At 70.2% G+C, this 23036-nt stretch carries 18 protein-coding genes; 6 read left to right on the top strand and 12 right to left on the bottom strand.

The features are described 5' to 3' along the window. Positions 1–30: 30 nt before the first annotated feature. The 8 genes from QRN56_RS15040 to QRN56_RS15005 all read right to left on the bottom strand — a co-directional run bounded on the left by QRN56_RS15040 (position 31) and on the right by QRN56_RS15005 (position 9572). Positions 31–534 carry a ribose-5-phosphate isomerase gene (locus QRN56_RS15040; protein ID WP_285104559.1) on the bottom strand — a complete coding sequence of 168 codons (504 nt, stop codon included), beginning with the start codon at positions 532–534 and terminating at the stop codon, positions 31–33. Continuing rightward, positions 534–2276, bottom strand: coding sequence for a dihydroxyacetone kinase family protein (locus tag QRN56_RS15035; RefSeq protein ID WP_285104557.1), 1743 nt, complete (start codon positions 2274–2276; stop codon positions 534–536). The genes QRN56_RS15040 and QRN56_RS15035 overlap by 1 nt, the downstream gene beginning before the upstream one ends. 45 nt (positions 2277–2321) lie before the next feature. Then, positions 2322–3251, bottom strand: a complete 930-nt coding sequence (locus QRN56_RS15030; protein ID WP_285104555.1) for a sugar phosphate isomerase/epimerase family protein — start codon at positions 3249–3251, stop codon at positions 2322–2324. A gap of 105 nt (positions 3252–3356) precedes the next feature. Beyond that, entirely contained in the window at positions 3357–4412 is a 1056-nt protein-coding gene (locus QRN56_RS15025; RefSeq protein WP_285104554.1) for a LacI family DNA-binding transcriptional regulator, read from the bottom strand. A gap of 178 nt (positions 4413–4590) precedes the next feature. Then, positions 4591–6225 (bottom strand): GH39 family glycosyl hydrolase, encoded by a 1635-nt coding sequence (locus tag QRN56_RS15020; protein ID WP_285104553.1) that lies wholly within the window; start codon positions 6223–6225, stop codon positions 4591–4593. A gap of 48 nt (positions 6226–6273) precedes the next feature. Then, positions 6274–7170 carry a carbohydrate ABC transporter permease gene (locus tag QRN56_RS15015; protein WP_285104551.1) on the bottom strand — a complete coding sequence of 299 codons (897 nt, stop codon included), beginning with the start codon at positions 7168–7170 and terminating at the stop codon, positions 6274–6276. Positions 7171–7186: 16 nt separating this feature from the next. Continuing rightward, positions 7187–8137 (bottom strand): carbohydrate ABC transporter permease, encoded by a 951-nt coding sequence (locus QRN56_RS15010; RefSeq protein WP_285104549.1) that lies wholly within the window; start codon positions 8135–8137, stop codon positions 7187–7189. A gap of 115 nt (positions 8138–8252) precedes the next feature. After that, positions 8253–9572 carry an ABC transporter substrate-binding protein gene (locus QRN56_RS15005; RefSeq protein WP_285104547.1) on the bottom strand — a complete coding sequence of 440 codons (1320 nt, stop codon included), beginning with the start codon at positions 9570–9572 and terminating at the stop codon, positions 8253–8255. A gap of 177 nt (positions 9573–9749) precedes the next feature. On the opposite strand from QRN56_RS15005, the gene QRN56_RS15000 reads away from it, so the two are divergent. After that, the gene (locus QRN56_RS15000; protein WP_285104545.1) at positions 9750–10793 is read left to right on the top strand and encodes a LacI family DNA-binding transcriptional regulator; all 1044 of its coding nucleotides are present in this window, start codon (positions 9750–9752) and stop codon (positions 10791–10793) included. Positions 10794–10859: 66 nt separating this feature from the next. Next, positions 10860–11912, top strand: a complete 1053-nt coding sequence (locus QRN56_RS14995; RefSeq protein WP_285104543.1) for a LacI family DNA-binding transcriptional regulator — start codon at positions 10860–10862, stop codon at positions 11910–11912. 83 nt (positions 11913–11995) lie between these two features. Here QRN56_RS14995 and QRN56_RS14990 read toward each other — a convergent pair whose 3' ends face one another. Together QRN56_RS14990 and QRN56_RS14985 are read right to left on the bottom strand one after the other, a co-directional pair. Then, on the bottom strand, positions 11996–14851 hold the full coding sequence (locus QRN56_RS14990) for an alpha/beta hydrolase-fold protein (protein ID WP_285104542.1): 2856 nt from the start codon (positions 14849–14851) through the stop codon (positions 11996–11998). 324 nt (positions 14852–15175) lie between these two features. Continuing rightward, the gene (locus QRN56_RS14985; RefSeq protein ID WP_285104541.1) at positions 15176–16183 is read right to left on the bottom strand and encodes a LacI family DNA-binding transcriptional regulator; all 1008 of its coding nucleotides are present in this window, start codon (positions 16181–16183) and stop codon (positions 15176–15178) included. Positions 16184–16291: 108 nt separating this feature from the next. Between QRN56_RS14985 and QRN56_RS14980 the strand changes: the two genes are divergently transcribed. The 4 genes from QRN56_RS14980 (at position 16292) to arfA (ending at position 21062) form a co-directional block, all read left to right on the top strand. Further along, positions 16292–17188: a carbohydrate ABC transporter permease gene (locus QRN56_RS14980; protein ID WP_285104539.1), complete on the top strand. Its 897-nt coding sequence runs from the start codon at positions 16292–16294 to the stop codon at positions 17186–17188. Then, positions 17188–18081: a carbohydrate ABC transporter permease gene (locus tag QRN56_RS14975; RefSeq protein WP_285104537.1), complete on the top strand. Its 894-nt coding sequence runs from the start codon at positions 17188–17190 to the stop codon at positions 18079–18081. The genes QRN56_RS14980 and QRN56_RS14975 overlap by 1 nt, the downstream gene beginning before the upstream one ends. Before the next feature lie 27 nt (positions 18082–18108). Continuing rightward, complete coding sequence (locus QRN56_RS14970) at positions 18109–19437, top strand: ABC transporter substrate-binding protein (protein ID WP_285104536.1); 1329 nt, start codon at positions 18109–18111, stop codon at positions 19435–19437. Between the two features lie 113 nt (positions 19438–19550). Then, a complete protein-coding gene (gene arfA, locus QRN56_RS14965; protein WP_285104534.1) occupies positions 19551–21062 on the top strand; it encodes an arabinosylfuranosidase ArfA in 1512 nt (503 codons plus the stop codon). Between the two features lie 103 nt (positions 21063–21165). On the opposite strand, the gene QRN56_RS14960 is transcribed toward arfA, so the two are convergent. Together QRN56_RS14960 and QRN56_RS14955 are read right to left on the bottom strand one after the other, a co-directional pair. Continuing rightward, positions 21166–22347 carry a glycoside hydrolase family 76 protein gene (locus QRN56_RS14960; RefSeq protein WP_285104532.1) on the bottom strand — a complete coding sequence of 394 codons (1182 nt, stop codon included), beginning with the start codon at positions 22345–22347 and terminating at the stop codon, positions 21166–21168. Between the two features lie 352 nt (positions 22348–22699). Beyond that, positions 22700–22882, bottom strand: a complete 183-nt coding sequence (locus QRN56_RS14955) for a hypothetical protein (protein WP_285104530.1) — start codon at positions 22880–22882, stop codon at positions 22700–22702. Between the last annotated feature and the right edge of the window lie 154 nt (positions 22883–23036).

The raw sequence follows: 23036 nt of genomic DNA, 5'->3' as shown, positions 1-23036 counted from the left end.
GAGCTGAACTGAAACGTTTACCAACAGCAGTCAGCCGCAGGATGCCGGGTTCGGCGCCGGGTGCCTCCCCGCGGCCCCGTCCTCGATCTCCCCGATGGCCATGACCTTGGGCGCGGACGGCGACTCCGGGTCGAACCGGTAGCCGAGCCACTCGCGGGTCAGCCGGCGGGCCAGCTCGATGCCCACGACACGTTGGCCGAAGCAGAGGACCTGGGCGTCGTTGGAGAGCACCGCGCGCTCGACCGAGAAGGAGTCGTGCGCGGTCACCGCGCGCACGCCGGGCACCTTGTTGGCCGCGATCGCCACGCCGAGCCCTGTGCCGCAGACGAGCAGTGCCCGGTCCGCCTCGCCGGCTCCGACCAGACGAGCCGCCGCGGCGCCGACATAGGGGTAGGCCGTGTGCTCGTCGCTGCCCACGCCGACATCGACCACCGAGGCGACCCGGTCGTCCGCCTCCAGGTCCCGCTTCAGGATCTCCTTGTACTCGTACCCGGCGTCGTCGCAGCCGATCACCAGGCGTAGTCCGTCCACCATCACGATTCCACCTTCGAGCTCGGGGGCGTGGGGATGCCGACCTCGGCACCCGCCGCGCTCAGCAGGAGGGCGAGGGAGGTCGCCCCCGGGTCCGGGACGCCCAGGCTCTTGTCCCCGAGCACCCGCGCACGGCCCCGGCGGGCCGCGATGTTCTCGGTCGAGGCGGCGCCCTCGCGGGCTGCCTCGACCGTGGCGCGCCAGGCGTCGGCGGGGCCGGCGCCCGCTCCGACGGCCGCGGCGAGCGCCTCGACCGCCGGGTGCAGCGCGTCCACCATCGTCTTGTCGCCGACGCGCGCGCCGCCGACCTCCTGCACCTGGTCCCGAGCGGCGGTGATCCCCGCCGCGAGGTGGCCGAGGGTGACGGGGGCGTCCGCCGGAAGCTCGCCGGCCAGCGCGAGCAGGCCCACACCCCACAGCGCACCCGACGTCCCGCCGCCCTTGTCCGCCCACGCGTCGGCCGCGCGGCGCAGCACGGACGGCGCGTCGCCCCCGGCTGCGAGGGCGGCGTCGGCCGCGCCCACGGCGGCGTCGATCCCCCGGCACATGCCCCGGCCGTGGTCGCCGTCCGCCGCCACCGCGTCGAGGTCGCCGAGCATCCGCTCGGCGTCGTGCAGCGCGCCCTGGGCCCGGCGCAGGACGCCCGCCACCGTGCCCGCGGCGGCGATGCCCTCCGGCGTCGCGGCGCGCACCAGCTCGGTCTCCGGTTCCGTGGTGAGCGCCGCCGTCACCGGGGCCTGCGCGGGGCGCCAGCCGCCGTGGTGAAAGCCGGGGGTGTCGGCGGGGGCGAGCCAGAGGCGTTCGAGCTCGTCGTCGAGCCACGTGACCGTCAGGGAGCAGCCGGCCATGTCGAGGCTGGTCACGTACTCCCCCACCAGCGGGGCGACGATCGTGACGCCGCGCTCCACGAGCAGGTCGTGCACGCTGTCCCACAGGACGAACAGCTCCTCGTACTTGACGTTGCCGAGGCCGTTGAGCAGCACCGCGGCCCGGCCGTCCGCGTCGCCGGGGCGTTCGGCGAGCACCCGGTCGACGAGCTCGGCGGCGAGGGCGGCCGCCGTCGGCCGGGCCTCCTCCCCGACCCCGGGCTCGCCGTGGATACCGAGTCCCCAGCCGGCGGTTCCCGGCTCCAGGCTGAACAGCGGGTGGTCGTGGCCCGGCAGCGTGCACCCGTCGAAGGCCACCCCGAAGGACTGCGTTCGCTCGTTGCCACGGGCGGCGAGCCGGTTCACCTCCGTCAGGTCTGCGCCCTCCTCGGCGGCTGCCCCGGCGAGCTTGAACACGACGAGGTCGCCGGCGACACCGCGCCGCTCGTGAGCACGGTCCGCGGGCGCGGACGCGACGTCGTCGGTCACCAGGAGGATGGTGACCTCGGTGCCCTGTGCCCGCAGGCGGCTGGCCGCGGCGCCGAAGTTGAGCACGTCGCCCGCGTAGTTGCCGAAGGTGACGAGCACGCCGGCGCCGGCGTCGGCGGCGCGGCACACGTCGAGCACCTGGCGGGTCGACGGTGACGTGAAGATGTCGCCGCACACGGCGGCGTCGGCGAGGCCGTCGCCGACCAGCCCGGCGAAGGCCGGGTAGTGGCCCGATCCCCCGCCGACGACGACGGCGACCTTGCCGGGGCGGGTGCCCTCCGCGCGGGCGACACCACCGGGGACCTGGCGGATCCGGCCCGGGTGGGCCTTGACGAGGCCGCGGAGCGCCTCGGGGACGAAGTCTTCCGGTCTGTTGTGGACGTAGGTCATCTCACCTGCACCTTTGCTCGGGGACCTGGTTGCTGCTGACGAGGGTCACCGCCCGGCGCCCCGGAGCACGTCACGGATGTACTCCCGGTTGATGGCGGCGACGCCGAGGCTGTCCGACCCGTAGTGCTCGCACACGAAGACGCCCTCGAACCCCAGCTCGAGGGCCCGGCGGATCACGGCGCGGTAGTTCACGACGCCCTGGACGAGCGGCGTCGGGTGCGTGGCGTACGAGCCCGTCGCCGGGTCCTCGTCACGCGTGTAGTTCTTGATGTGCCAGAAGTTGGTCAGGGGCAGGACCTTCTCGAACATCGTCGGGATGTCCTCGACCGGGCGGTGCAGGCGCACCAGGTTGCCGAGGTCGGGGTTGATGCCGACGTTGTCGCGGTCGACGTCGTGCACGAACCGCACCGCGAGGTCCGGGGTGCCGATGTACGTGTCCTCGTACATCTCGAGGCTGATCTGCACCCCGAGGTCGCGCGCGTGGTCCGCGAGCTCGCGGATGCGACGCACCGCGAGGTCGTAGGTGTCCTTGTCGTCAAGGTCGTCGTGGTGCCCCTCGGCGAGCCAGAACCACAGCGCGCGCTCCTGCGCGGGCTTCAGCGCCTGCATGAACCCGAAGTTGACGACCTCCGCCCCGAGCTCCGGGGCGCGGTCGATGATCGTGTGGCCGAAGCGCAGGTAGTCGTCGCCCCGCCCGGCGTCGATGACGCTGCGGCGGGTGGTGGACACGGACGGGACCGAAAGCCCCGTCTCCTTCAGCACGGCGAGCAGCTCGGTGAACCGGGCGTCGCTCAGCTCGCCGATCGACAGCCAGGCATCGGTGGGGTCGACGTCCGTGAAGCCCAGGTCGGCCACCTGCTGGAGCTGGGCCCGCCACGACTCGGCCGGTGCGTCGACGTTCGGGGTGCCGGCCGCCGTCGTCGACCCGAAGGACAGCATGTTGGCCGCGATGGGCCAGGTGTCGGCTGTGCGCATGTGCGATCTCCGTCGATCTGCGATGCCGCGCGGCATCTCGGTTCGGCCGCCGGGCGGATCGTCCGGCGGGTGGTGCGGGTCCGCCGGAGCGAGGCCGGCGGCGGTTCAGCCCCGCGTCTCGCGGAGCCGCTCGGTCCGGGGCGCGGCGGTCGAGTCCCGGACGACGAACGTGGTGGCGATCTCGATGTGGTGGGAGTCGACGGGCTTGCCCTCGTGCAGCTGCTGCACGGTCATCAGGGCACGCCGGCCGATCTCCTCCAGCGGCTGCCGGACGGCGGTCAGCGGTGGGTTGGCCCACGACGCGAGCGGCGTGTCGTCGTAGGCCACGAGGCTGACGTCCTCCGGTACCCGGAGACCGGCCCGCCGGGCCGCCTCCAGCACCCCCATCGCCTGCGCGTCGCTGCCCGCGAAGATCGCGGTGGGCGGGTCCGGACGCTGGAACCACCGCTCCGCGACCTGGACGGCCTGGTCGTGGTCGAAGCGGATCGGCCGAACCATCCCGGGGTCGATCTCCACGCCCTTCTGCCGGCAGTACGTGAGAAAGCCGTCCAGGCGCGCCACGGCACTGAGGGACTCCGACGGCCCAGCCACCACCGCGATGTGCCGGTGCCCGAGACCCACCAGGTGCTCCGCCGCGCTCCGTCCGCCGAGCCAGTTCGTGGACCCCACGGAGACCACGCCCTCCTCGGTGACGTCGAGCGGGTCGATCACCACGAGGGGGACGCGGGCGCGGGCGAGGCTCGCGTAGACGTCCGGGCCGAGCCCGGAGGTCAGCACGATCGCACCCACCCGGTCGGCGGCGGCGAGCCGCTGGGCCCAGGCGGCGCTCGACTCCGGCACCCCGCTCGCGGACCTGCGGCGCACCCGCCCGACGACGACCTCCAGGTCCGCCTCCTCCGCCGCGAGCACCACGCCGCGCAGGACCTGCGACGCATAGGTGGTGTCCAGGGTGTCGACCATGAGCTCGACGGTGTGTGCCGTACTCGTCCGGGAAGGCCCTCGGTACCCGAGCGCGGTGATCGCCGTCTCGACCCGTTCCCGGGTGTCCTCGGCGACGTCCGGCCGCCCGTTCACGACCTTGGAGGCCGTGGCGGTCGACACGCCCGCGTGTGCGGCCACGGCCGAGAGGTTGGGGCGTGCCGGCCCGGTCTTCTTCGTCAAGGCTGCCTCCTCATCCCGACCGTTTTATCGCTTGCTTCCGAAAAGTACAAGGTGCATCTGCCCACGTTCCGGTTCTGAACGGACAGGGGCCGCACCCTCTGTCCCCGGAAATCCGGGCCTGGCGCGACGGAGAACCCCTGTGCCGCTCCGAAAGTTTTCGACGTCCCGATCCGCGCCGTCAGCCCCGGACCGGGGCGATCGACAGCACCGACCACGCCGGCAGCTCGAGGTCGATGTGGAGCGCACCGTCCCCGGACACGGTGAACGTCGTGACCCGCAGCGCGTCGGCGCTCTCCCTCAGCCGGGCCGTCTGGGCCGGGGTGAGGTTGAGCGGCTCACCCATCCGGTGCCAGTCCTCGGCGACGTTGCCGTGGTCCCAGTCGATCGACTCGACCGTGAACACGGCGCCGGGCGGGAGCCCTTCGACCGTGTGCCGGATGCGCCGGGCGGGACCCAGTTCCGCGAGACCGCGGGTGGCCGCGTAGGTGAGCTCGGACCCGACCCCGTTGCGGCCCATGTCGTCCGGGTAGTTGAAGAACACGGCGGAGACCTCGTGCGTCGCCGAGTCCTGCGTGATCGTCCCGTACGGCAGGGCGGCGAGGACCGTGTCGCCGAGCCGCGACAGCATCTCGAACGCGTGGTACGTCGGCTTGTGCAGGCCCTGCTCGTTGACCAGGCCGAACCCCCCGTGGAACGGGCCGATGCCCGCGCCTCCCTCCTCGAACACGTCGGTGAACGTCCAGTACGAGACCGAGTCCGCGAGCGCCGCGCACCGCAGGTAGGCACGGGTGATGTAGGTGGCGGCGAACAGGGTGTCGTGGATCGCGTCGCGGCTGGACGGCGAGCTCGACCACTCGGTGATGTGCAGCTCGGCGTCGGGGAACGGGCTGCCGGCGATGAGCTTGCGGAGGGCGACCAGGTCGTCGTAGGTCGCGTCGACGTGGCGGCGGATGTGGCGGACCTGTCCGTTGGCCCCGAACGCCACGTCGGTCGGGTACAGGTGGGTCGAGAGGAAGTCGATCGGGACCTCACGCGCGGCGCACCAGTCGATGAGCTCCTCGATCCAGACGGGGCGCCAGTCGAGGGCGTCGACGTCCTCGGCCTCGGCGGTGGCGTGCTCGACGGACCGGTCCTCCCACTCGCCCCGGTAGCGGTCGTCGGGCACGAACACGCTCGTGGACGGTCCGCCCACCTTGAGCTCCTGGTCGATCTCCTTGATCGCCAGGGCCGTGGCCTCGTAGAGCTCGAAGTACTGGGTGCGCGTCCCGGTCCAGAAGTGGGGTACGAGGTTGGGTTCGTTCCACACCTCGAACCGCCACTGCCGCACCTCGTCGAGGCCGTACCGGTCGATCCAGTGCGTGACGGTCGCGGTGACCAGCTCGACCCACCGGGCCATGTCCGTGGGCGGGCTGCAGTGGGCCTTCCACCAGAACAGCGTCTCGGTCTCGGTGGCCAGCTCGCGCGGCATGAAGCCGAGCTCGACGAACGGGCGCGCGCCGGTCTCGAGGATGAAGTCGAACACCTTGTCGACGTAGCTGAACGTATGCACCGGGGTGTCGAGCGCGACGGGCGGGCCGAAGCCGCCGCCGTCACTGGCGCGGTAGACGAACATGTCGTCGTGGAACAGTCCGTGGAAGCGCACGAACCGTGCCCCCAGCCGGGTGACCGCCTCGCGGAAGTGGGCCTGCCAGTCGGCGCGCAGCGCCTCGTTGGCCCGGCCCGCGCCGACGCACTCGTTCCAGATGTGCCGCAGCGGGACGGCGGTGGTCGCCTCGCCGTCGATCGTCAGGCCGGGGGTGGTTGGGGTCTGCACAGTTCTCCTCTGTTTCCTTGCGTGGGTGCTCGTGGGCCTCGAGCGGGTTCAGCCCTTGACGGCGCCGAGGCTCAGGCCGGACTGCCAGAAGCGCTGCAGCGAGATGAACGCGATGATCAGCGGGATGATCGTCAGCAGCGACGACGTCACGACGAGGTTCTGGAGCAGCTCGCCGTTGCCGGCCGTGGAGGCCAGCTTGTTCCACTGGTTGATGCCGACGGTCAGCGGGTACCAGTCGGGGTCCTTGAGCATGATCAAGGGCAGGAAGTAGTTGTTCCAGATCGACACGAACGAGAACAGCAGCACGGTCACGGTCGCCGGGACGAGCATGGGCAGCGCGATCTGCCAGAACGTGCGGAACTCCCCCGCGCCGTCGATCTTCGCCGCCTCCAGCAGTCCGGTGGGGACGGCCTCCGCGGCGAACACCCACATGAGGTACAGCCCGAACGGGTTGAGGAACGACGGGATCAGCACCGCCCACGGCGTGTTCGTCAGGCCGAGCTGCGCGAACAGCAGGAACTGCGGGATGGCCAGGGCGATGCCCGGGACCGAGATGGCGCCGAGCACCACGAACAGGAAGACCCGCTTGCCGGTGAACTCCAGCTTGGCGAGCGCGTATCCACCCAGCGCGGCGAGGAACGTCGAGACGACGGCCCCGACGACCACGTAGAGCACCGTGTTGAGCAGCCACCGGGTGAAGATGCCGCCGTCGTAGGTGAAGACCTCGACGATGTTGTCGAACAGCGCGAACCGCCGGCCGAAGGAGAAGCCGAAGCTGGAGACGAAGTCGGCCTGGGACTTGGTGGAGTTGATCGTGAGCCAGATCAGCGGCACCAGGCAGTAGAGCGTGAACAGCCCCGTCAGGAAGGTCAGCGTGCCGCTCTTGCGGGGGTTGGCGAGGGTGTGCAGGCGCCCGCGGCGCCGCACGTCGGCAGTGGTCGTCATGAGAGGTCTCCGGCTGCTACTGGTCGAGGGCATCTCGCATGCCCCGGATCTGGACCGCGTACGCGATGGCGATGGTGAACGCGGCCATGACGAGGGCGAGGGCGGCCGCGTAGCCCTGCTGCGAGCCCGTGAACGCGAGGTTGAACGCGTAGAGGTTGGGCGTGTAGTAGGTGGTGATCCCGCTGTTGGCCACCATCGACGGGAGGATCTGCGGCTCGTTGAAGATCTGGAACGTCCCGATGATCGAGAAGATGACGGTGATCACGAGCGAGCCGCGCAGCGCGGGCAGCTTGATCGCCCGGATCACCCGCAGCTCCCCCGCGCCGTCGATCGCGGCCGCCTCGTACAGCTCCTGCGGGACCGCCTTCAGCACGCTGTCGAAGATCAGCATGTTGTACCCGGTGAAGGCCCAGGTGACCATGATCCCGATCGAGATCAGCGTCGTGCTCGGCCGGAACGGGTCGATGTCGGTACCGAGCCAGCCGTTGATGCTCCCGAAGAGCCCGTAGCGGACGCCGAGCATGAAGCCCCACATCAGGGTGGAGACGATGGCCGGCACGGCGTAGGGCAGAAAGATGGCGACCCGCATGAACCGCATGCCGCGCAGCCGCATCGAGTCCATCGCGAGCGCCAGCACCAGGGCCAGCACCAGCATGATCGGCACCTGGATCAGCGTGAACGAGACGACCCGGGAGACGCCGTCCCAGAACTGTGCGTCGCCGAACAGCTTGGTGTAGTTGTCCAGGCCGACGAAGGACGGCCCGCCCACCATCCGGTCCTGGAAGAGGCTGAGGTAGGCGGCGTAGGTGATCGGCACGATGAACACCAGGGCGAACAGGACGCCGAAGGGCGCCACGAACGCCCAGCCGATCTGTCGCGTGCGTCGCCGCCGGTACTGCTGCGGCTCCCCGGCGGGCAGGAGCGTGCTCGCCGCCGCGGGGCGTGTCATGCGCTCCGTTGCGCTCATGACTGGTCCTTTCTCGTGTGTCGGTGCGGTCGTCCGGCGGGCGTCCCACGCCGGGTGCGCTCGCGCCGAGTGCTCTCGCACCGAGCGCGCTCGCGCGCGACGCCCGCCGGGGCGGTCAGTCGACCTGGAAGCCCTGCTCGTTGCCGTACTCGACCGAGCGCTGCTCCCAGGTCTGCAGGACCTCTTCGAGCGAGCCCTCACCCGAGGTGTAGAACGGCGTGGCGATGTCGGCGTAGGTGCTCCGTGCCCACTCGAAGAACGGCGGGTACTGCCAGCCGACGGCGGCGATGTTCGAGGCCTCCGCGAGCACCTCGCCGGTCTTCTGGTCGCCGAAGTAGGGGTTCTTCACGTCCTGGAACTCCGGGCTGTCCAGCACCGACGTGTTCGGCACGAACGCGCCGGCGTCGACGCGGGGCTGCAGTCCCTCGCCGTGCGTGAAGTACTCGAGGAACGTGTAGGCCGCCTCCTTGTTGGCCGCGGCCTCCGGGATCCCGAACGAGGAGCCACCGTTCTCGGCGCCGACCCTCTCGCCCTTCTCCCACTGGGGCATGAGGGCGACCCGGAAGTCGCCGGCGGCGTCCGGCGCGCGTTCGGGCAGGGTCGAGGTGAGCCAGCCGCCCATGTTCTGCGAGGCGAGCGTGCCGTCGTTGAGCGCGCGGTTCCAGTCGTCGGACCAGGCACTGATCTTCGTGTTGACGAGGTCCTCGTCGATCATCTTCTGCCAGAACGCGACCGCCTTCTGGGTCTCCGGGGCGGAGAAGTCGATGTGCACGGTGGTCCCGTCGACCTCGAACGGGCGCCCGCCGGCCTGCCAGATCAGCGAGAGCAGGAAGAAGAGGTCGTTGGTGTCCTGGGTGATGTAGTAGTCGTCGCCCAGTGCCCGGATCCTCTTGGCGTCCTCGTAGTACTCGTCCCAGGTCGCCGGCGCCTCGTCGATCCCCGCCTTGGCGAAGGTCGCCTCGTTCCAGAACATGACTGCCGGTCCGAAGTCCGAGGGCAGGGCGTAGACGCCGTCGCCGATGGTGACGTTGTTCCAGGCCGACGGGACGTAGTCGTCCGCAAGCTCGGCCGCGCCGAGCGGACCGAGGTCGGCGAGCTTGCCGGGGACCGCGAAGTACGGGACCGCGAAGTACTCGAACATCACCAGGTCCGGGACACCGGATCCGGCCTGGATCGCGTTGTCGAGCGCCTGGTACTCGTCGGAAGACGAGCCGGCGTTCACGACCTCGACCTCGATGCCGGGGTTGGCCTTCTCGAAGCCCGGGACCGCGAGCTCCACCGTGCCGTCCCAGCTCCACACCGTCAGCTTCACCGGCTCGTCGGCGCTGCCACCCCCGGCACCCCCGGTCGTCCCGCCCGCACCCGAGCACGCGGCGAGCGCGCCCGCGGTCACGAGCGCGACGCCGACCGTCCACGCCTTGGTAAGAAGCCTCATCACCCTGTCCCTCCTCGTTGAGAGGTTGCGAAATAGTTTCGCAACTTTATCGATCAAGCACGGACTGTAGCGGCGACTCCGCCGAGGCGTCAACGTCACCAATCCGAGAATTTTCGGGTTTGACGTCGCCTCAGGCGATCAATAGACTTCGAAATAGTTTCGACGAGGGGAAAGACCATGGTTGGCCGGCCATCGAGGGAGCGGGCGACGCTCGCTGACGTCGCACGACACGCCGGTGTCTCCACGAGCACCGCGTCCAAGGCGCTCAACGGGCGCCACGACATCGCACAGGACACACGCGCGCGCGTCCTGGAGGCCGTCGGGGCGCTCGGCTACCGCCCGACCACCCAGTGGGAGACACCGCCCACGCGCACCATCGCCGCGGTGTTCGACGCCCTGGCCTCGCCCTACGTGGCCAACGTGCTGGACGGCGTGCTCGCCGCGGCCACGAGCGCCCGGGTCAACCTCCTGGTGCGCTCCGCGCCCGACCGCGCGGTGCGCGCCACCAGAGCCGCCGCCCGGGCCTGGGTGGCGGAGCAGAAGGAGTCCGGAGTCCTGGGCATCGTCGGCATCACCCTCGCTCGGCCCAACGCCGTGCTGCAGGCCGCGAAGGAGGTGCGCATGCCGTTCGTCATGATCGACCCCGTCGACGTGGAGGCGCCGGGGACGGTCAGCGTCGGCTCGGCCAACTGGGCCGGCGGGCGCACCGCCACGGAGCACCTCCTGGAGCTCGGCCACCGTCGTATCGGGTGGATCGGCGGCCCGTCCGCGTCGGCCGCCGCCCGGGAACGCCTCCACGGCTACCGGGCGGCACTGGACTCCGCGGGGATCGGCCTGGAGGAGGCCCTGGTGCGCAGCGACTCGTTCTCCATCGACACGGGCCTCGTGCACGGCCGGGCGCTGCTCGCTCTGCCCGAGCCGCCGACGGCGATCGTCACCGGCGACGACGAGATCGCCGTCGGCGTGCTGGCCGCGGCACGGGAGTTGGCCGTGCCGGTGCCCGAGCAGCTCAGCGTCGTGGGCTTCGACGACACGCCCCAGGCCGGCTGGACCACGCCGCAGCTCACCTCGGTGCACCAGCCGCTGGCCGGGATGGGCAGGATGGCCGTCGAGACGCTGCTGGCCATGGCGGACGGCGTCCAGCCCGCGTCACGTCACGTCCAGCTCGCCACCAGCCTCACCGTCCGCGACTCGACCGCGCCGCCGCCGGACCGCCGGTAGGATGCGGTCCGACCTGGTGTGTCACCTGGTGCGTCATGGCCGACGCGCAGAGCAAGGGGGCGGTCCGTGAGCGTGACGTTGCAGGATGTCGCTCGCCTCGCCGGCGTCTCGACCAAGACCGTGTCCAACGTGGTGCACGACTTCCCGCGCGTCCGTGACGAGACACGACGCCGCGTGCAGTGGGCGATCGAGGAGCTCGGCTACCGCCCGAACCTGTCCGCACGGGGCCTGAGGTCCGGCCGGACGGGCGTCATCGAGCTGTCCGTCCCCGAGCTGCGCCAGAACTACTTCGCGGAGCTCGCCGACGAGGTCATCCGGGCCGCCGAGCGGCGGGGCCTCGGCGTCCTGGTGGAGCAGACCGGAGGTGACCGGCAGCGCGAGATCGACGTCGTGACGCGCCGTCGGCCGTACCTGACCGACGGGCTGCTCTACGCCCCGGAGCGGCTCGGCACCGGGGACAAGGACCTCCTCGCCGGGACGTTCCCCACCGTCCTGCTCGGCGAGCGGATCTTCGGCGGGCCCACCGACCACGTCACGATGCACAACACGAGCGCGGCGAAGGCCGCCGTGGGTCACCTGCTCGAGGTAGGGCGCCGGCGCATCGCCGTCATCGGCGCGCACCCGGACGGCCAGGTGCAGATGCGCGCGGCCGACCTGCGCGTCGCCGGTTACCGGGAGGCGCTGGAGGAGGCCGGGCTGATCGTCGACCCCGACCTCGTCCGGGTGGCCGCCCCGTGGTTCCAGTGGAACGGGGCGGAGGCGGCGCGCGAGCTGCTCCTCGCCGGGGTGCCGTTCGACGGCCTCTTCTGCCTCAACGACGGCCTGGCGCTGGGCGCCCTGCGCGAGCTGGCCGCGGCGGGCGTGCGGGTGCCCGACGACGTCGCGGTGATCGGCTTCGACAACATCGACGAGAGCAGGTTCTCCGTCCCGTCCCTGACGACGGTCGACGCCGGTCGCGCCGAGATCGCCCGTGTCGCCGTCGACCTGCTCGTCGAACGGATCGACGAGCAGGAGGACCGGCAGCCGGCCCGCCTGGTCAAGCCGCCGTTCCGCATCGTGCGGCGGGAGTCCACGGGGTTCGACGACAAGGACGTCCCCGAGAGCGACGGCGCGGCGTAGCGAGCCGGTGGGGTCGGCGAGCTCGCGCTCACCGACCCCATCGACCCGGGGCCGCGCCGGCGTTCCGCCGGGCGGTGTGCCGGCTACCGCACCCTCAGCTCCTGATGGTCCGCGGCCTGCGGTGCGTAGGCGGGGTCACCCGAGTAGGCGACGTGCACCCGGTACTTCCCGCGAGGCAGGTCCGTCGTGGCCAGGCTGACCTCGGCCTTGCCACGGACCAGTGGCACGACCTGCACGGTGCCGCCGAAGGTGACGGCTACCTCACCGGTCGGTGTCGGCCCAGCGTGAGACGGCCCAGCGTGAGACGGCCCAGCGTGAGACGGCCCAGCGTGAGACGGCCCCGCGTGCGGCCGGTGTGCCGGGTCCACGGAGACGTGGAGCTGGAAGGTGCCGCCGGCGGGCACCGACGCCGGTGTCGCCCTCGCCTTCACCGTGGCCGCCGCCGCGCCCGTCGGCGCCAGGCCGACCTCGGCCGTCCCCGACCGGGTCGGGTCGAACACCGACGTCGCGACCACCCGGAGCGACGACGCGGTCTCGTCCGCGCCGACGGTGAGCAGCCCGTCGTCGGAGATGGTCGTACCGGACGACGACTCCCCCTCGACGGACCAGGTCACGGCCGAGCTGGCCCCGTGGGTGGACGCCACCTCGGCTGCGAACCGCTCGGTCCAGCCGACCGTGACCGTCGGCTCGGCCGGTGTCACCGACACGGAACCGACGTGCTGGAACAGCCGCGGTGCGAAGTCGATCAGGTTCAGCTGCCACGCGTCCCAGTTGTGGCCGTGCGCGGTGTAACCGTTGAACTCGTGGTCGACGCCGATCGCGTCCATCGTGGCGTTCCCGCTCACCACGCTGTTGTACGTCGTGTCGGTGACGTTGCCCGAGTAGAAGCGCAGCAGGTTCGTGCGCTCGTTGATGGCCTGCACGGTCGCGGCGTCCACCGCTCCGCCGAAGCCCGCGGCGAACACACCCACGTAGCCGAACGTGCCGGGCCGCGCCTTGAGCGCGCTCACCGTCTGACCGCCGCCCATCGACAGCCCGGCGTGCGCCATCTCGTCCTTGGCGGTGGAGACGTTGAACTGCTCCCGGGAGGCCGGGACGATCCGCTGCAGCAGCTCGTCGGTGAAGTTCACCCCGTTGCCGTTGGCCATCACGACCACCATCGGGACGGTGGCCCCGTCCAGCCGCAGGTTGTCCATGATCTGCCCGGCCCGGCCCATCTCGACCCAGTCCGTCCAGGACTGCCCGCTGCCGTGCTGCAGGTACAGCACCGGGTACGGCACCTCGCGGTCGGCGTCGTACCCCGGGGGCGTCCAGACCCAGGCGCTGCGGGTCGGGTTGCCCGAGGCCGAGCTGGGGTAGCTCATCACCTGGAGCTCCCCGCCCTCACCGGCCGGTGCGTCAGCCAGGAGCCGTGCGGAGTCGCCGGGCACGTAGAAGGTGCTCCAGGTCGGCTCCGTGGTGACCGTGCTCGGGTTGCTCGTGTCCTTCCTCTGCACGCGGTCGACGTGCAGCCGGTAGTAGTAGAAGCCGGGCTCGAGCTGACCGACGGTGGCCCGCCACCGGCCGGCCGAGCGGGACATCTCCATGCGGACCCAGCGCTTGGACGGGCCGAAGTTGCCCCACACGGTGATCGTCTGCGCGGAGCTGTACTCGGCGGGCGCCTCGAACGTCGCGAACCCGTCGTCGGTCAGGTAGGGGGTCGGCGTCGTGCCGGCGGGCGGCGGCGTGAACGTGCCCTCCACCGGGAGGTGGCCCGGGCTCATCCCGTGATCGTCGATCTCGCTCGGGTCGCGGAAGATCCGCCGGGAGAAGTCCTGGAGGGACTCCTGCCAGTGGTTCCAGTTGTGGCCGTAGTCCGGGTTGATCCCGTCGAACTCGTGGTCGATGCCCGCCGTCTCCAGAGCCGGGACCGAGCTGACGACGGAGTTGTACGCGAGGTCGGTCTTGTTGCCGGTGTAGAGCCGCAGGAGGGTGGTCCCGTCGTTGATCGCGTCGACGTCCACGCCGCTCGTGCTGCCGAATCCGGCCCCGAACGTCCCGACGTACCCGAACACCCCGGGGCGGGTCTTCAGCACCGTCATGGACTGGCCGCCGCCCATCGACAGGCCGGCGAGCGCCATCCCGGCCGGGTCGTCGGAGACGTTGAAGTGCTCCCGGGACGCCGGGACGATCCGCTGCAGGAGCTCGTCGGTGAAGCTCACCCCGTTGCCGTTCCCCATCACGACCACGGCAGGAATCATGTCCCCGTCCAGCACGAGGTTGTCGAAGATCTGCCGGGCCCGGCCGAGCTCGGTCCAGTCCCGGTAGCTCTGACCGCTGCCGTGCTGCAGGTAGAAGACCGGGTACGGCTCGGCTCGTCCGGCGTCGTATCCCGGCGGGGTGTAGACCACCGCGGTCCGGTCCTGCCCCCCGGCGGTGCTCTCGTACGACATGTCCTGCAAGGTGCCGCCGGCCCCTTCGGGCACGTCGTTCAGGAAGAAGCCGTCGGGGCCCGGGACGTAGAACCAGCGCCACGTGGGCTGGGCCTCGTTGGTGTTCGGGTTGGTCGGGTCGCCGAAGTGCTTCGTGTCGTCGGCCGTCAGCTGGTAGTGGTAGAGCCCCGGCTCGAGCGGGCCGATCACGTCGGTCCAGCTCGACCCGCTGCGGGACAGGTTGACCTGCGCCCAGTTGTCCGACGGTCCGAAGCTTCCTCGCGCCACGACCTGGGACACCGGCCCGCCGGCCGCCTCCTCCACGGCGGCGTTCGGCACCGTCCACCGCGCGAACACGCCCTGCCCCTGGATCTCCTGGATCGTGAGCCAGGGTGTCTCCTCGGCCGCCGCCGGAGCGCCGGTCGTCGCCGCCCCGGCGAACGCCAGGGCTCCGGCGACCGCCAGGGCGGTCCACCGGCGCAGCAGGTGCCGCCATGGCCTTCCTCGGTCCTGAGTGGTGATCGTCATTGATTCCCTCCCGTGTGACACCTGCCCCGCGGAGGGCGGCTCCCTCCACGCAGGCAGAGCGAGATCGAGACCCTGCGACGGCCGGTGGCCTCCGGCGTGCGTTACAACGTCGTAACGGCTCGATCGGGGCACATGCTCGCGCGCCTGGATCATCAGTGTCAATGGGTCGAGTGGCCCGAGTTACGACGTTGAAACGCCGGAGGCCGGGCAAGCTGCCGAACGTGGAACCGTCCCGTTGACACCCGGGGCGATGACCCCCTACTTTATCGATAAATATCACCGAGGTGACAGGCTGCTCGAGGAAGAGAACCAGTGACCGATCGACTAGGCAGACGTGCGGGCGAGCGTCGACTCACGCACGACGATCCGGGCCGACATGACGGCCTCCACGACGTCGCCGGCGACGGCCGTGCCCGCCTCGACCCGCCGCAGGAGCAGCTCCATGATGCGTTCCGCCATCGAGTCGTTGTCGGGGTCCGTCGTGGTCAGGCGCGGGATGAGGTACTCCCCCTCCGCGTCGTTGTCGAAGCCGACCACCTGGACGTCCTCCGGGACGCGCAGCCCGATGTCGGCCAGCGCACGCAGCGCACCCATCGCCGCGGCGTCGGTGAGCGCGAAGGCGCCGTCGAACGGGATGCCGCCGTGGTGGAGCCGCATGACCGCCTCGTAGCCGTCCTTCGTGGTGAACGAGGCGGCGTCGACCACGAGGCGCTCGTCCACCGGCACGCCCGCCGCGGCGTGGGCGCTGCGGTAGCCACGGCTGCGCAGGGTCGCCATGCTGTCGACGCCGCTGTCCGGGCGGCCACCGATCAGGGCGATGCGCCGCGCGCCGTGCTCCAGCAGGTGCGACACGGCGAGCTCGGCGCCGCCCACGTTGTCCATCATCACGTGGTCGAACGCGCCGGCCAGCCGTCGCTCGCCGAGCAGGACCACCGGGACCTCGATGCCGGCCGCCGTCACGTCCGCGGTGTCGATCTGCACCGGGCTGAACACCACGCCCTCGTAGGGCCGCACGCGCTCGGGCGAGATCGCGTCGAGCTCGCCCTCCCTGCTGGCACCGGTCCGCTCGATGATGACGTGGTACCCCCGCGATCGCGCCAGGGTGTCCAGCCGAGCCGCGAGGTGGGAGTAGTAGGGACCGTCCAGGTGCGGTACCAGCAGCCCGATGGCACCGCTCCGGCCCACGCGCAGCTGCCGTGCGGTGGCGTTCATCCGGTAGCCGAGCCGGGCCACCGCGTCGAGCACGCGGGCGCGGGTGTCCTCACTAGCTCCCGGCCGCCCGTTGATGACATTCGAGACCGTCATCGTCGAGACGCCTGCTTCATGTGCCACATCGCTCATCTTCACCACGCCGACCATCATGACACCCCGCGATCGACGGCCTCGTCCGACCGCGCCGGCGTCACCCCGTGGCTCTGATCAAGGAGGATCCGGACCGCCGTGAAGCAGCTCCTGTACTCGAAGAGGCTTGCGCCCTACCTTTTCATCCTTCCCTTTCTCGTCACCCTCGCCGTCTTCTGGGTCGTCCCCCTGGGCCGATCGTTCGTGATGAGCACCCAGGAGGTGCTCTACGGCCAGGCGACCTTCATCGGGCTCGACAACTACACGCGGCTCTGGCAGGACCGCATCTTCTGGCAGGCCCTGTTCAACAGCCTGCGCTACATGGTCCTGACGCTCGTGCTGCTCATCCCGATCCCGCTGGCGCTGGCGGCGCTGATCAACTCGGGCATCGGCAGCGCCCGCATCAAGGCGTTCTTCAAGGCCTCGATGTTCGTTCCCGCGCTGACCTCCGTCGTGGTGGCCGGCATCGTGTTCCGCCTCATCTTCGCGGAGTCCGACACAGCGATCATGAACCAGGTCGCGGAGTTCTTCGGCTTCGGCCCGGTCCGCTGGCTGCGCGGCGACGTCACGGGGCTCGTGGCCCTGCTGGCCATCGCCCTGTGGCGGTGGACCGGGGTGAACATGATGTATTTCCTGGCCGGCATGCAGGCGATCCCGACCGAGTACTACGAGGCGGCGTCGATCGACGGGGCGAGCAGGTTCCGCCAGTTCGTCCACATCACCGTCCCGAACCTCCGGCCGACCATCGTCTACGTCGTCACGATCAGCGTCTACGGCGGCCTGGCGATGTTCCTCGAGAGCTTCATGCTCTACGCCGGCAACAACTCGCCCAACAACCAGGGCCTCACGGTCGTCGGATACCTCTACCGCAAGGGCATCGAGGAGAACGACCTGGGCTTCGCCTCTGCCGTCGGCGTGGTGCTGCTCGTCATCGTGATGACGATCAACATCTCCTATCTCGTCGCCAGCGGCACCTTCAAGAAGGAGGCCGCGTGATGGCCGCTCTCCAGGAACAGGACCGGGTGACGACCGCTCCTGCCACCGCCGTCCGACGTCGCCGCGGGCCGTCCGCCGCGGCGTGGGTCCAGTCCGTCTTTCTCGTCGTCATGGCGCTGATCTCCCTCGTCCCGCTCCTCGCCATCCTCGTGGGCACGTTCCAGGACGGGAACGAGGTGATCCGGCGAGGCATGACCTTCGACGTCGACCTCGCCGCGCTGAGCCTGGACAACTACGTCCTGCTGTTCACGGACTCGGGGCCGTACTTCCGGTGGTTCGCGAACACGCTCCTGCTGACGATCGGGCAGGTCGCCGGGACCCTGCTGGTGAGCGCGTTCGTCGCCTACGGCTTCGCGATGTACGAGTTCAGGACCAAGACGCTGTGGTTCGTCATGGTCCTGCTGGTCATGACCGTCCCGTTCGAGATGCTCATGCTCCCCCTGTACGTCCAGGTCAACGACATGGGGCTGGCGGACACCTACGTCGTGATCGCGCTCCCGTTCCTCGCCTCGGCCGTGACGATCTTCTTCTTCCGCCAGTACTTCCTGGGGATACCCAAGGAGATCCTCGAGGCCGGACGGGTCGACGGCGTGAGCGAGTTCGGCATCTTCTTCCGGCTGGTGCTGCCGATCACCAAGCCGGCGATGGCCGCCATGGCGATCCTCAACGGGATGCTCTGCTGGAACAACTTCCTCTGGCCGCTGCTGGTGCTGCGCAGCCCCGAGAAGTTCACGCTGCCGATCGGCCTGAACACGCTCCTGACGCCCTACGGCAACAACTACGAGCTGCTGATCATCGGGGCCTTCTTCTCGCTGATCCCCATCCTCATCCTCTTCCTCGCATTCCAGCGCTTCTTCATCGAAGGAATCACCGCAGGAGCGGTCAAAGGCTGACCGCTCCCTGATCGAACGGAGAAAGACATGACAAGGCTACGGACGACGGTGTCCATGCTGGCCGCCGCACTCGCGGTGGGCGCACTCACCGCGTGCGGCGGTGGTCAGCCCTCGGCACCCGTCAAGAACGCCGACGGTTCCACGACGCTGAACATGTGGACGTTCGCCGACGTGCACGCCGCGTACTACGAGGAGATGGCCGAGCAGTGGAACGAGGCCAACCCCGACAAGGAGATCCAGCTCGAGGTCACGGTCTACCCGTACGAGGACATGCACAACAAGCTGCAGCTCGCGGTGAACTCCGGTGAGGGCCTGCCGGACGTGGTCGACATCGAGGTCAACAAGTTCGCCAACTTCGTCAAGGGCGACAACCCGCCCCTGCTCGACCTGACCGAGGCCGCGGCCCCGTACAAGGACGACATCGTCCAGGCGCAGCTCGACCTGTACAGCCGCGACGGGAAGATGTACGGCTACCCGACCCACGTGGGCGCGTTCACCACCTTCTACAACACGGAGGCGCTCGAGGGCGCCGGCATCGACTACACGACCATCAAGACCTGGGACGACTTCCAGGAGGCCGGGGTCAAGTACCACGAGGAGACCGGCAAGGCGTTCGGCGTGGCCAGCACCGGCGTCATGTTCCTGGAGCCGCTCATCACGGCGCAGCTCGGCGGGCAGTACATCGACGCCGAGGGCAACGTGCAGGTGAACAGCCCCGAGGTCGTCGAGACCCTCTCGATGATCAAGGACATGCAGGACGCCGGGGCGGTCTCCACGATCCCGGGCGGGAGCCCCGACTCCGAGGAGGCGTACGGCGCGATCAACAACGGCGACTTCGCCGCGATCGTCTACCCGGCCTGGTACACGTCCCGGTTCGTCGACTACATGCCCGACCTCGCCGGCAAGGTGGCCATCGCCCCGGCGCCGGCCCCCGAGGGCGCGGAGGTGCAGACCATCGGTGGTGGCGGCACCGGCACGGCGATCCCCGTCGTCTCGCCGAACAAGGATCTCGCCGCCGAATGGCTCGCCTTCGCCAAGCTCTCCCCCGAGGCGAACGTCGCCGTGTGGGAGGTGCTGGGCTTCGACCCCGTGAACATGGCCATGTGGGAGGACGAGGCCGTCACCAAGAACCCGGAGAACAAGTTCAACAAGTACTTCCAGACCAACCTGTTCGACGTGCTGGGCGAGGTGAAGGACGGCATCGGGAACTTCGAGTCGTTCGCCGACCCGAACTGGCCCACCGTCGACGACACGTTCCGCACCGTCACGCTGAACGAGATCTACGAGAACGACGTGCCCGTCCAGGAGGCCCTCGACCAGACACAGGCCGACCTGCAGAACCAGCTGGGGCAGTAGGCCCCGACCGTCTGATCGCGCAGGCGGGGCGGCCACAGCGGCCGTCGGCGACGGCAGCCGCCCCGCCTGCGCGAAGCATGCCCTCAAGCACCGACCACCGAGGAGTACCACCCATGCTGTCCGCATCCGTCACCATCGACCCGGCGTTCGTCGTCGGACCGGTGCGTCCCCGTACGTTCGGCTCGTTCGTCGAGCACCTGGGCCGCAGCGTCTACACGGGGCTGCACGAGCCCGGCCACCCGACGGCGGACGCCGACGGGTTCCGGGGCGACGTCGTCGAGCTCACCCGGGAGCTGGGCGTCTCGACGGTGCGCTACCCCGGCGGCAACTTCGTCTCGGGCTACCGCTGGGAGGACGGGATCGGCCCGGTCGAGCAGCGCCCCCGCCGTCTGGACCTCGCCTGGCACTCGACCGACCCCAACCTCGTGGGTGTCGACGAGTTCATGCGGTGGTGCGCCCGGACCGGCGTCGAGCCGATGATGGCGGTCAACCTCGGGACGCGCGGCGTCCAGGAGGCCCTCGACCTGCTGGAGTACTGCAACGTGCCGGGCGGCACCACCTGGAGCGACCTGCGGCGGGCGAACGGGGCCGAGGACCCGTACCGGATCAAGATGTGGTGCCTGGGCAACGAGATGGACGGCCCGTGGCAGATCGGCCACAAGACGGCGCAGGAGTACGGGCGTCTCGCGGCCGAGACCGCGCGGGCGATGCGGATGGTCGACCCCGACCTCGAGCTCGTGGCGTGCGGCTCGTCGGGCTCGCAGATGCCCACCTTCGGCGAGTGGGAGCACACGGTGCTCACCGAGGCCTACGAGCACGTCGACCACATCTCGGCGCACGCCTACTACTGGGAGGAAAACGGCGACCTCGCCTCCTTCCTGGCCTCGGCGGTGAACATGGACCACTTCGTCGACTCCGTCGCCGCGACCGCCGACGCCGTGCGCGCGGCGGGCAAGCACACCAAGCACATCCACGTCTCGTTCGACGAGTGGAACGTCTGGTACCAGAAGCGCGCGGAGTCGCGCCCGCCGTCGGGCGACGACTGGCCCGTGGCCCCGGTGCTGCTGGAGGACCGCTACAACGTGGCCGACGCCGTCGTGGTCGGCAACCTCCTGATCTCGCTGCTGCGGCACACCGACCGCGTGCACGCCGCATCGCTGGCGCAGCTCGTCAACGTCATCGCGCCGATCATGACCGAGCCGGGCGGCCGGTCGTGGCGGCAGACGACGTTCCACCCCTTCGCGCTCACCGCACGGCACGCCGCCGGCGAGGTGCTGCGCCTGGCGGTGGACGCACCGGTACAGGAGACGGCGAAGTTCGGCCCGGTCCCGGTGCTCGACGCGGTCGCCACCCACGACACGGAGACCGGCGGCGTCGTCGTGCTCGCGGTCAACCGGTCGCTCACCGAGGACGTGGCGCTCGACGTGGACCTGCGCGGCTTCCCCGGGCTCCGGGTGGTCGAGGCGCTCACGCTGTCGAACCCCGACCACACGTGGTCCGCGACGGCCGACGACGCCACCTCGGTGCTGCCGCGCGCGAACACCACGGCCAAGGTCTCCGACGACCGCGCGCACGTCGACCTGCCGCCCGTCTCCTGGTCGATGCTCCGGCTCGAACGGATCTGACCGGGCCGCGCCGAGGAGAGCGCCCTCTCGTCCGCGCTCACACGGACGAGAGGGCGCTCCACCCTGGGCCCTGGTCGACGGCGAGGCCGCTTGCCGCCAGGGCTCAGTACAGGATGGAGGCCTGCTCGCGGGGCCACGCCAGGGTGGCATAGATCTGGACCATCGCCGCCTGCTCCAGCAGCTCGGTGTGCTCGTCCCCCGCGTTGAACAGCCCGCTCGCGCGATCGCGCTCGGTGCGCCACTGATCGTCGGCGTAGTCCGCCATGGCGTTCCGGTACGTCGTGCCGCCGGTCACGGACTCCAGAAGGAGGAGGTTCTTGAACCAGATGGAGTTGAAGAACATCGGCTGGTCCGCCAGCCGCCCCTCGGTGACGTAGTAACGGTAGGAGGCCGCCGCGATCGCCTTCGCCTTGGCCAGGTACCGCTTGTCGCCCGTCGCCTCGTACAGCAGGGTGTAGGTGCCCAACGGGACGCCCTGGTTGTACGACCACTGCGTGCGGTCGATGGACCCGTCGAGCTTGATGTTGTCCCAGTAGAGGCCGTTCGGCGCGAGCAGGTGCTCGTCGGTCCACCCCACCATCCGCTGTGCCCAGTCGAGGTAGCCTCGCTCCCCGGTGATCATGTACAGGCGTGTGGCGAGCTGCGCGCCGGGCATCGTGGAGACGGTGTTGCGGTCGGTGCTCCAGGTCGCCTGGGTCCAGAACACGCCGCCGGGCGCCGGGTGCGACGGGTCGGTGTCCCACCCGGAGACCACGAGCTCGAAGATCTCCTCGGCGCGCCTCAGCGCCGCCTCGTCGCCGGTTGCCAGATACTGCTGCACCTTGGCGAGCGCGACCCACTCGTTGTCGTCGTAGAACATGTCACCGCCACCGCCGTACGGGGCGCGCGGGTACGAGTCGTAGCCGGGCAGCCCGGTGGTGCCGCCGTCGGCATTCCAGAAGTGCTCCTGCCCGTGGGCGACGTCGGCGAGGTCGTCCTCGAAGGACCGCCCCGCGGCCCCGGGCAGCCCGGTGAGGTCGAGCGTCGCGACGTGCGCCTGGGAGTGCGGCCACTCGAACGAGTAGGTGCGGTCCTCGGCCCCGCTCGGGTACCGCTCGCGGTAGAGGCCGGAACCGTCGCTCGCGGCCATGTGCTCCTGCATCGCGTCGTACGACGCGACCGCCCGCTGCACCTGCGTGCGCTGCGACACCGCGGGGGCGCCGCCGTGCTGCGCCTCGGCGGGGGCCGCCGCCCCCAGCGCGCAGGCCAGTGCGACGACCGTGGCGGCAGCTCTGGTGAACCTCATCGTTCGCTCCTTCGTTCGGTGGTGCTCGGTCAGTCGACGGAGGCCGATGTCAGCGCTGTCATCCCCGCGATCAAGAACCTGGGCAACATCCGCGATGTCCCTTCGTCACGCCCTGCGACCGAGGCCTCGACGATCGCGCCCGCGAGGTGCTCGACCGTGGACGGTGGGGTGGTCAGACCCAGCCTCGCGAAGTCTCCTTTGACTCGGACAGGTCCTGAACGGCCGGCGGCCAGGCTAGGGGATACGGACCTCACCGGTCAACGACGCGATCCCGCCACGAGCCCGTGCCTCGACGAGAGTCGAGGCAGTTCGGACCCGATCGAGGATCTGGTCCGTCGTTCACGCCATCGGCTCAGAACCGGGGCCCGTCAGCCCCTGCCTCGCAGGCAAGACAGAGCAGCGTCGACTCGACGACTTCGCGACGCACGAAACGCTGACCCAGCTCGACGGCAACCTCGTCGCACTCCGGACACGCCCAAGGGCCGCCGGCACCCTCCCGCACCGAGCTGATGATGTCCTGCCATCCGCTGCTCACGGAGAGGACTCTATCCGGGCACCCGGTGAGCGGAGGCAGTCAAGGTCCTGATCGAAGCGGTCGATCTCGAACAGCTCGCCGAGGCCTTCCAGGCCGAAGCCCACGGGATCACGAATCGGTTACACCACATCCGCCGGCTTGGACACACGACCGA

This window comes from Promicromonospora sp. MEB111 (assembly GCF_030209445.1).
GTDB lineage: Bacteria > Actinomycetota > Actinomycetes > Actinomycetales > Cellulomonadaceae > Promicromonospora.
The sequence above is the reverse complement of the archived record's forward strand: the minus strand, read 5'-3'. Positions and strand labels throughout refer to the sequence as shown.